We start from the raw sequence: 9,008 nt of genomic DNA on the forward strand, positions 1-9,008 counted from the left end.
GACCTCTTGACCGATGACACCACCGGTCGCGGCGACACCCGCCCGACCTCGATCGCCGAACAGCGCCGGATCACCCAGCCGGACGAGGTCCGCTCGCGGGCGAACGCCGAGCACTGGACCGCATCGCTCTACCTGCGCGACGTCTCGCCCTACCTGACATGGGTGCTCCTCAAGACGCGGGTGACCGCGAACCAGGTCACCGGCCTGATGATCCTGGTCGGCTGGAGCGTCGCCGCAGCACTGCTCATCCCGGGCATCTGGGGCGCGTTGCTCGCGCTCGTGTTCGGCCAGCTGCAGATGCTCGTCGACTGCAGCGACGGCGAGGTCGCCCGCTGGCGGGGGACCCGCTCGCCGGCCGGGGTGTTCCTCGACAAGGTCGGGCACTACACGACCGAGGGGCTCATCCCGATCGCGCTCGGCGTCCGTGCGGCCACGTGGCCGATCCACGGCGCGGACTGGATGTGGACGACGATCGGCTGCGCGCTGGGCCTGGTGATCGTGCTCAACAAGGCGCTCAACGACATGGTGCACGTCGCCCGCGCCAACGCCGGTCTCGACAAGCTGGTCGACCGTCGTGACGCCGGCACCGTGCCGTCCGGTCGGCGCCTGGCGACCCTGCGCCGCGCCGCCCGCTTCCTGCCGTTCCACCGCCTGTACCACTCGGTCGAGCTCACGATCCTGGCGTTCGTCTTCGCCCTGCTCGCGCTCGTCATCGGGCACCCCCTGGCCGACCGGATCCTGGTCGGGGTGCTGCTGCCCCTCGCCGTGCTGGCGACGTTCGGGCACTTCGTCGCGATCATCTCGTCGAAGCGGGTCCGGGGATGAGTGCCGGCACGGTCCGCCGGCACGCGGTCCCGCACCGCGAACGGCCCCGGGTGGCCGTCGTGAGCCTGTCACAGGGCACCCGGCCGGACGACCTGCGCCGTGGGCTGGAGAGCGTCCTCGCCCAGCAGGACGTCGAACTCGACGTGGTGTGCGTCGGCAACGGCTGGGAGCCGACCGGGCTGCCGGACGGCGTCCGTGCGCTCGCGCTGCCCGAGAACGTCGGGATCCCCGCGGGGCGGAACGCCGGGGCCGAGATCGTGGACGGCGACTACGTGTTCTTCCTCGACGACGACGCCTCGGTGCCGTCGGCGACGTTCCTGCGCGACGCGATCGGCCTGTTCGAACGCGACCCGTCGCTCGGACTCGTGCAGCCGCGCGTGGTCGACCCCACCGGCGTGGCGAACCCCACCCGCTGGATCCCGCGCATCCGGAAGGGCGAGGCCGACCACTCGTCGCCGGTGTTCTCCGTCTGGGAGGGCGCGGTCGTCCTGCCGATGGACGTCTACCGTGCGACCGGTGGCTGGGGAGCCGAGTACTTCTACGCGCACGAGGGCATCGAGCTCGCGTGGCGCGTCTGGGATGCCGGCCGCCGCACCTGGTACGCCGGTGACCTCGTGGCGAACCACCCCGCGATCGACCCGGCGCGCCACCGTGAGTACTACCGCCTGAACGCCCGCAACCGCGTCTGGCTCGCGCGGCGCAACCTGCCCGCCGTGCTCCGCCCGCTGTACGTCGGGTCGTGGGCGGCGATCCAGGTCGCGCGCTGGTGGCGGCACCCACGGCGCCTGGTGACCTGGTTCGGCGGCGTCCGCGAGGGCTGGACCACCGACTGCGGTCCCGTGCACGTCATGGGCTGGCTCACCATCGGCCGGATGACGCTCGCGGGTCGCCCGCCCGTCGTCTGACCCCACCACCACCGACCGACCGCCGACACCGGAAGAGGGACCATGCCGATCATCAGCGACGCGCGCACCGCCGTCCGGCTCGCCGAGCGCCTGCTCCGATCGCGCCGCAGCCGCCGAGACCTCGCACGGAAGCTGCCGTCCGCGCCGGTCCCCGCTCCGGGCACGATCGAGATCGCGGTGTACTTCGCCGACGGCCCCGTGAACATGTACCAGGTACGGCAGTGGTACGCACCGCTCGCCGAACTCGCCGCGACGCACCCGGTGGCGATCGTCTCGCGGAACCCCGGCACGATGCTGAAGCTGCTCGAGGAGTCCCCGGTGCCGGCCGTCTACGCGCGTCAGGTCGTCGACCTCGAGCGGTTCGTCGACGAACAGGCGCCGAAGGTGGTGTTCTACGTCAACCAGAACGCCCGCAACTTCCAGATGATGCGGTACGGGCGCATGTGGCACGTCTTCGTCAACCACGGCGAGAGCGACAAGATGTACATGACGACGAACCAGTTCAAGGCGTACGACTACGCCCTGATCGCCGGTGACGCCGCTCGTGACCGGCTCGCCGACGCGCTGTGGGACTACGACCTGGACACGCGGGCACTCGCCATCGGTCGCCCCCAGGCGGACCACTTCGCCGGCGCCGTGCCCTACCCGTCCGACGACCGCACCGTGGTGCTCTACGCGCCGACGTGGGAGGGGGACCGTCCGGCCGCCGCCTACGGCTCGATCGCGACCCACGGCACGACCATCGCCGACCGGGTGCTCGCCTCGCCGCAGCACCGGCTCGTGTACCGGCCGCACCCCCGCAGCGGCGTCCGCGACGCGGCGTACAAGGTCGCGCACGAGCGGATCGTCGCCGCCATCGCGCGGGCGAACGCCGCCGACCCGAGTGCCCACCACGTGTACGACGACGGGCCCGAGCTCGGCTGGCAGCTCGCCGCCGCCGACGTCGCGATCACGGACATCAGCGCGATGATCTACGACCGGTTGGCGGTCGGCAAGCCGCTCGTCGTGACGCGGCCGGTCTCGCCCGAGGCGGACGTCGACGAGCGCGGGTACCTCGGCGACGCGAACTGGTTGCGGGCGTCCGACGCGTCCGAGGTCGTGGCCCGCGTCGACGCCGCGGCACACGACGCCGCCGAGCTCGCGAAGCTGCAGCACTGGGTGCGACGGTACTTCGGCGACACCACGCCCGGTGCCGCGACCGCTCGGTTCCACGAGGCCGTGGAGCAGCTGCTCCGTCGCTGGGACGAGGTCGCCGCCACACACGGCGAGGGCTGAGCCCCGGACCGTCCTACGCCGCACGGCCGTCACCCACGAGCGACATCCGCCACAGGTACTCGGAGCGGTCCGGCCGACGCCAGCGGACGACGACCACGCCGGTGTCCTCGGGGTCGGCGCCGAAGACCGCGATCGAGAGCCCTCGGCCGGGTTCGAGTCGACGGACGGCGAGCGGCGGGCAGTAGCCGTTGCCGAGGTGGGTGAGGGTGAGACCGTCGACGGGTTCGTCGCCGACGTTCACCAGGTCGTAGCGGCGTGGAGCGAGGGAACGGTCGATCGTGAACGGGACTGCGTAGGCCGGTGTCGGGTGGTGCATGCCGTCACGGTAGGGGGAGGGTCCGACGTCCGGGCGCTGGTCCGACCCCGCGGCACCGACGGCTGTGGAGGGCGGGGCGTGGTGGCCGGGTTGTGGGGGAGTGGCTCGACCGTCAGACGGCGTAGTCGGCCGAGTAGCGCGCCAGGGCTTCCTCGATCGTGCCGTCGAGCTGCAGCTGGCCCTTGTCGAGGTAGAGCCCCCGGTCGCAGAAGCGGCGCAGGTCCTTGTCGCTGTGCGAGACGAAGAACAGCGTGCGGCCGCCGGCGAGGAGTTCCTCGATGCGCTTGTAGCACTTCTCGCGGAACCCCTTGTCGCCCACCGCCAGGACCTCGTCCACCAGGATCACGGGTTCGTCGAGCCGTGAGATGACGGCGAACGCGATGCGCACCTTCATGCCGCTCGACAGGTGCTTGTAGGGCGTGTCCACGAAGTCGGCGATCTCGGCGAACTCGATGATCTCGTCGAAGGCATCACGGATCTCAGCGCGCGACATGCCGTGCAGCCCCGCGGTGAGGTACACGTTGTCCCGGACCGACAGGTCCCCGACGAAGCCACCGGTGATCTCGATGAGCGGTGCGACCCCGGCGCCGACGTGCACCCGGCCCTCGTCCGGCAGCATCACCTGCGCGACGAGCTTGAGGAGCGTCGACTTGCCCTGGCCGTTGCGACCGACCACGCCGATCGCCTCGCCCGGGCGGACGTCGAAGGACACGTGCCGCAACGCCCAGAACTCGTCGGCGCGCTTCCGACGGTTGCTGCCTGCGAAGAGGTCCTTGAAGCTGCGGCTGGCCCGCCGGTTCCGCTTGAACCGGATGCCGGCATCGCGCACGGTGATCACGGGCGCGACCGTGGCGGTGCGGTCGGTCTGTTCGGTGGCGGTCATCACAGCTCCTTGAGGACCCGGTGCTCGCTGCGGCGGAACACGACGAGGCCGACCCCGACGACGACCACCGTGACGACGACCGACACCGCCACCTCGAACCAGTCGAGCTGCGAGGGGAAGAACGCCGACCGGTAGATGCCGAAGATGCCGCTCAGCGGGTTGAACGCCGCGAGGTCGTGCAGGCGATCCGGCAGCGCCTGCGTGCCGTAGATGATCGGGGATGCGTAGAAGAGGAAGCGGAGCACCAGCTTGACGGCACGCTCCAGGTCGCGGAAGAACACGACGAGCGGGGCCACGATGAGCCCGAGACCGTAGACGAGCGCGCACTGCAGCACGATGGCCAGCGGGTAGAGCGCGAGTTCCCAGTGCACGGTGGCGCCGGTGGCGATCGCGAAGATCGCGAGGACCGGCAGGCTCAGCAGGAACTCGATCCCCTTCGACGCGTTCACCCGCGCGACCCAGATGCTGCGCGGGATCGTCGTCGACCGGATGAGCTTGGTCTCCTTGATGAACGCCCGCGTCGAGTCCGAGACGGCGCCCGTGAACCACATCCACGGCAACAGCGCCGACAGCAGGAACACGATGTACGGCGCTTCGCCGACCGATCCGCGGTGGAACACCTGCGTGAAGACGAACCAGTAGATCCCCGACATCACGAGCGGGTCGAGGATCGACCAGAAGTACCCGAGCGCCGACGTCGAGTAGCGGACCCGGAGGTCACGGACGGTCAGCAGCCAGAGGGCATGACGATAGCGCCGACCGGCGCTCCGGGTCGCCGCAGGGGCGGCAGCCGCGGGCGCGGTCGGCGCACTCGCTGTGGTCACGGTTTCCCTTCGGGCGGAACCGCCGAGGGGGTCCTGACGGCGGTTCAGGCGAACAGGTTGTTCGCGCGCTCGAGGTCCTCGGCGAAGTCGATCTCGACGGCGTACAGGTCGGAGATGTCGACCGGCGTCCAGCGTAGCCCGTCCTCGCCGATGGCCGCCTCGATGCCGCCTTCGAAGTACTCCTGGTCGTCGACGCGACCGAGCTGGCGGATCAGCGCCTGCTTGTCCTGCGCGGCGACGTAGTTGATGCCCACGGCCTCGCCCAGGCCGCCCACGACCTTCTTCGACAGCTTGTGGATGAAGCCCTCGGCGTCGACCGTGTACTTGACCTCTTCGTCGGACACCTTCTCGGTGTTGACGCTGACGAACGAGCGGTCCTCGTCGATCATGTCGGCGGCCCGGACGAGCGCACGCGGGTCGAAGACCACGTCGCCGTTCATCCAGAGGACGCCGCCCTTGCCCGTGGCCTTGAGCGCACGGAGGAGGCTCTTCGAGGTGTTGGTGGAGTCGTAGGACTCGTTGTAGACGAAGTTCGCCTCGGGGAACGCCTCGACGATGTACTCCGACTTGTAGCCGACGACGATGGTCACCCGCGCGCTGGACCCGAAGGCCGCACGGATGTTGTCGAACTGCTGCTGCATGATGGTGCGGCCGTCGCTGAGTTCTGTCAGCGGCTTCGGCAGGCTGCGCCCGAGGCGGCTGCCCATCCCCGCTGCGAGGATCACGATCTGCGTGGTCATGCTGGTCCCTTCCGGTGTCCGCCCGCGCGCCCTGGGGCACGGGCGGGCCTCGTCGAGTCTGCTCGCGGAAGGTCCGAGTTGCCCGTGAACCCGCCGTCCCTGCGGTCATTCGCAGGGTGGGGATCGGCACGGGAACACCGGCCGCAGCAGGTTTCCAAGTGGTGAACACTCCGTCGTGTCCTGGTGAATGATACGGAACGACCCTCCGTCGGGGTACGTCTCCGCGCGCTTCGTGCTCAATTCGTGACCCTGGGAGCGGCCGTTCCCCGAGGCCCACGCAGCGTTGGTACGGTGGGGCGGTGGGAGCCGGAGCAGACGATGAGGACGTGTACGCCACGTCCGACGCTGCCTGGCTGACCGAGGACGACGCCACCGCGGCGCAGGAAGCCGCTGATGACGACATGGGGGACGGAGATGCGCTTGACGCCTCCGCTGAGGACGCGATGACCGACGACACGACGGTCACCGACACGACGACGGACGAGCCCGACACGGCGAGCACCGACACCACGGGCACCGACGCGACGAGCGCCGACACCGCGAACACCGATGCGACGATCGCCGACACCGCGAGCACCGGCGCAGCCAGCACCGACGAGTCCGACACGACGTCGGCCGAGGGCGCCGCGCCCGCGGCGGCAGCCACGTCCGGCTCCGGACGCCGTCCCGGGAAGTCGCGCGGCGGCAAGGGACGCGCCACGCGCCCGGCGCAGGCGGCGGGGACGACGGGAGCCGCGCCTCCAGGCCCGGACGTGCAGGACGCACCCGAGGCGAGCCAGCCGGACGACGCGGGCATCGACCCGATCGCGGACGACGATGCGGCGCCGAAGGCGAAGAAGCGCCAGGCGTCGGCGAAGCGGCCCGCGACCCTGCCCAAGCAGCCGCAGCAGCCCGTGGTGCTGCGGGCGAGCGGCCTCGTGAAGCGCTACGGCCAGACGCTCGCCGTGGACGAGGTGGACCTCGAGATCCGCCAGGGGTCGATCTTCGGCGTCGTCGGGCCGAACGGTGCCGGCAAGACGACGACGCTGTCGATGGTCACCGGTCTGCTCCGGCCGGACGCCGGCAGCGTGACGGTGCTCGACCACGACGTCTGGGCCGACCCGACCGCGGCGAAGCGCGACCTCGGTGTGCTCCCGGACCGGCTCCGGCTGTTCGACCGCCTGACCGGCGCGCAGCTCCTCTACTACTCGGCGACGCTCCGGGGGCTCGACGGTGCGACCGCGCGCAAGCGCAGTGCCGACCTCGCCGAGGCGTTCGGCCTGGGCGAGGCCCTGGGCCGCCAGGTCGCCGACTACTCGGTCGGCATGGCGAAGAAGATCGCCCTCGCGGCGACGCTCATCCACTCGCCGCGGGTGCTCGTGCTCGACGAACCGTTCGAGTCCGTCGACCCGGTCAGTGCCGCGACCATCACCGAGATCCTCCGTCGCTACACGCGCGGCGGCGGCACCGTGGTGCTCTCCAGCCACTCCATGGAGCTCGTGCAGCGCACCTGCGACTCCGTCGCCATCATCGTCGGCGGCCGGGTCCTGGCGTCCGGCACCATGGCGCAGGTCCGCGGGCGCAAGAGCCTCGAGGACAAGTTCGTCGAACTCGCCGGCGGCCGCGTCGTGGCAGAGAGCATGGAATGGTTGCACAGCTTCTCCGGCTGAGGGCCGACCTGCTCGCGGGCGAGGTCCGCGGCAGCGCCCGCCGGTCCGTCCTCGTCGTGCTCGGTAGCCTCGCCGGTCTGGTCGCAGCGGTCTTCGTCGCGACCGAGGTCATCGCGCTGCGCGACGCCTCGGCCGAGCTCGCGCGCTCGGTCGTCGTCCCCGTGGGGACCCTCATCGCCTTCGCGTTCACGATCGTGCCGCTCGTCGTCGGTCGGAGTGACCAGTTCGACCCGCGGCGCTTCACGGTCTTCGGGATCGGTCGGCGCGACCTCGCGGTCGGCCTCGGCGTCGCCGGCCTGATCGGCATCCCGGTGGTGGGGGTCGCGATCGTCGCCGTCGCGCAGTCCGTCACGTGGATGCGCGGCGCCGGATCGGGTGTGCTCGGGGTCGTCGGCGGGCTGCTCGCCATCGCCACGTGCGCGCTCCTCATCCGCGTCGGCAGTGCTGTCGGATCTGCCCTGATCGGAGCGCACCGCTCCCGCGACGCCGGCTGGCTCGTCGCGCTCGTGATCGTGGTGCTCGGCATCCCGACCGTGTCCCTGCTGCTCCGTGCCGACTGGCTCGCACCGTCCTCCGGCGAGCTCCAGCGCATCGCCGACATCGCCGGGTGGACACCGTGGGGCGCCGCGTGGGCCGTCCCCGCGGACGTCGCCAGCGGTCGGGTCGGCGAGGGCATCGTCAAGCTCCTCGTCGCGGTCGTCGTCGTCGCGATGCTCGGCTGGGCGTGGTGGGCCGTCGTCGGACGCGCGCTCGAGACCGTCGACGGTCGTGCACGCACCCGCCGGTACCGCGGCCTCGGCTGGTTCGACCGGCTCGGCTCGACGCCGGTCGCGGCCGTCGCCGCGCGTGCCCTCACATACTGGGGACGCGACCCGCGCTACCGCGCGTCGTACCTCATCATCGTGTTCGTGCCGGTCGTCGTGATCCCGCTCGGGGTCGCCGGCGTGCCGTGGCACTGGACAGCCCTGGTGCCCCTGCCGCTGATGGCCCTCATCGCCGGGTTCCTGCCGCACAACGACGTCTCGTACGACAACACCGCCGTCTGGCTGCACGTGGCCTCGGGAGCGCCCGGCTGGAGCGACCGCCTCGGCCGACTCGTCCCCGTCCTCGCCGTGGGACTCCCCGCGATCGTCGCTGGCGCGTGGGTTTCGGCGTGGCTGTTCGGCGACCAGACCGCGTTCCCGGTGCTGATCGGCGTGAGTGCGAGCGCGCTTCTCGCCGGCCTCGGCCTGTCGAGCGTCGTGTCCGTGCTGCTGCCGTACCCGACCGTCCGTCCGGGAGACCACCCGTTCCAGCAGCCGCAGGCCGCGGGCGCGCTCGCATCGGTCGCGCAGTCGTCGATGGTCGTCGGGATCGTCGTCTGCTCCGTGCCGGCCGCGTGGCTCGCCGTGCTCGCGTTCGTCGACGGGCCGTCGCCGTGGGCCGTGCTGACGCTCGTCGTCGGGGTGCTGGTGGGCGCCGTGGTGCTGGCGGTCGGCGTCGTCGTGGGCGGTCGGCTCTTCGACCGGCACGGGCCGGACCTGTTGGCAGCGGCGCAGCGCAACTGATCCGGGTCGCGTCCCGACGCACCTGCTGACGGCCTGGAGGCGCG

General features: G+C 71.3%; 9 protein-coding genes. 5 read left to right on the forward strand and 4 right to left on the reverse strand.

What is annotated here, in order from left to right; genetic code table 11:
* Window positions 1-6: 6 nt before the first annotated feature.
* The 3 genes from BIU96_RS11535 to BIU96_RS11545 are packed head-to-tail and all read left to right on the forward strand — an operon-like array spanning window position 7 to window position 3,005.
* Complete coding sequence (locus BIU96_RS11535) at window positions 7-825, forward strand: CDP-alcohol phosphatidyltransferase family protein (RefSeq protein WP_071292734.1); 819 nt, start codon at window positions 7-9, stop codon at window positions 823-825.
* The gene (locus tag BIU96_RS11540; RefSeq protein WP_071292735.1) at window positions 822-1,730 is read left to right on the forward strand and encodes a glycosyltransferase family 2 protein; all 909 of its coding nucleotides are present in this window, start codon (window positions 822-824) and stop codon (window positions 1,728-1,730) included. Before BIU96_RS11535 ends, BIU96_RS11540 begins: the two co-directional genes overlap by 4 nt.
* Before the next feature lie 42 nt (window positions 1,731-1,772).
* Window positions 1,773-3,005: a CDP-glycerol glycerophosphotransferase family protein gene (locus tag BIU96_RS11545; RefSeq protein ID WP_071292736.1), complete on the forward strand. Its 1,233-nt coding sequence runs from the start codon at window positions 1,773-1,775 to the stop codon at window positions 3,003-3,005.
* A gap of 13 nt (window positions 3,006-3,018) precedes the next feature.
* Here the strand turns inward: BIU96_RS11545 and BIU96_RS11550 are convergent, their stop codons facing one another.
* From BIU96_RS11550 to BIU96_RS11565, 4 genes are all read right to left on the reverse strand, one after another.
* Window positions 3,019-3,321, reverse strand: a complete 303-nt coding sequence (locus BIU96_RS11550) for a hypothetical protein (RefSeq protein ID WP_071292737.1) — start codon at window positions 3,319-3,321, stop codon at window positions 3,019-3,021.
* 112 nt (window positions 3,322-3,433) lie between these two features.
* Window positions 3,434-4,204, reverse strand: a complete 771-nt coding sequence (locus tag BIU96_RS11555; RefSeq protein ID WP_071292738.1) for an ABC transporter ATP-binding protein — start codon at window positions 4,202-4,204, stop codon at window positions 3,434-3,436.
* On the reverse strand, window positions 4,204-5,028 hold the full coding sequence (locus BIU96_RS11560; protein ID WP_071292739.1) for an ABC transporter permease: 825 nt from the start codon (window positions 5,026-5,028) through the stop codon (window positions 4,204-4,206). The genes BIU96_RS11555 and BIU96_RS11560 overlap by 1 nt, the downstream gene beginning before the upstream one ends.
* Window positions 5,029-5,072: 44 nt before the next feature.
* Window positions 5,073-5,768 (reverse strand): NTP transferase domain-containing protein, encoded by a 696-nt coding sequence (locus BIU96_RS11565; protein ID WP_071292740.1) that lies wholly within the window; start codon window positions 5,766-5,768, stop codon window positions 5,073-5,075.
* A 299-nt stretch (window positions 5,769-6,067) separates the two neighbouring features.
* Here BIU96_RS11565 and BIU96_RS19865 point away from each other — a divergent pair, with 299 nt between their 5' ends.
* Both BIU96_RS19865 and BIU96_RS11575 read left to right on the forward strand, forming a co-directional pair.
* Window positions 6,068-7,417: an ABC transporter ATP-binding protein gene (locus BIU96_RS19865; RefSeq protein WP_254786105.1), complete on the forward strand. Its 1,350-nt coding sequence runs from the start codon at window positions 6,068-6,070 to the stop codon at window positions 7,415-7,417.
* A complete protein-coding gene (locus tag BIU96_RS11575) occupies window positions 7,393-8,964 on the forward strand; it encodes a hypothetical protein (protein WP_071292741.1) in 1,572 nt (523 codons plus the stop codon). The genes BIU96_RS19865 and BIU96_RS11575 overlap by 25 nt, the downstream gene beginning before the upstream one ends.
* Window positions 8,965-9,008 lie beyond the last annotated feature (44 nt).

Source organism: Curtobacterium sp. MCBA15_008 (genome assembly GCF_001865065.1).
In the GTDB taxonomy this organism is placed as follows: Bacteria; Actinomycetota; Actinomycetes; order Actinomycetales; family Microbacteriaceae; genus Curtobacterium.

What these genes read in the sequence shown, in the direction of transcription:
- BIU96_RS11550 (WP_071292737.1), bottom strand. Translation starts at nt 3,321, where the DNA reads ATGCACCACCCGACACCGGCCTACGCAGTCCCGTTCACGATCGACCGT.
- BIU96_RS11545 (WP_071292736.1), top strand. Translation starts at nt 1,773, where the DNA reads ATGCCGATCATCAGCGACGCGCGCACCGCCGTCCGGCTCGCCGAGCGC.
- BIU96_RS11540 (WP_071292735.1), top strand. Translation starts at nt 822, where the DNA reads ATGAGTGCCGGCACGGTCCGCCGGCACGCGGTCCCGCACCGCGAACGG.
- BIU96_RS11565 (WP_071292740.1), bottom strand. Translation starts at nt 5,768, where the DNA reads ATGACCACGCAGATCGTGATCCTCGCAGCGGGGATGGGCAGCCGCCTC.
- BIU96_RS11555 (WP_071292738.1), bottom strand. Translation starts at nt 4,204, where the DNA reads ATGACCGCCACCGAACAGACCGACCGCACCGCCACGGTCGCGCCCGTG.
- BIU96_RS11575 (WP_071292741.1), top strand. Translation starts at nt 7,393, where the DNA reads ATGGTTGCACAGCTTCTCCGGCTGAGGGCCGACCTGCTCGCGGGCGAG.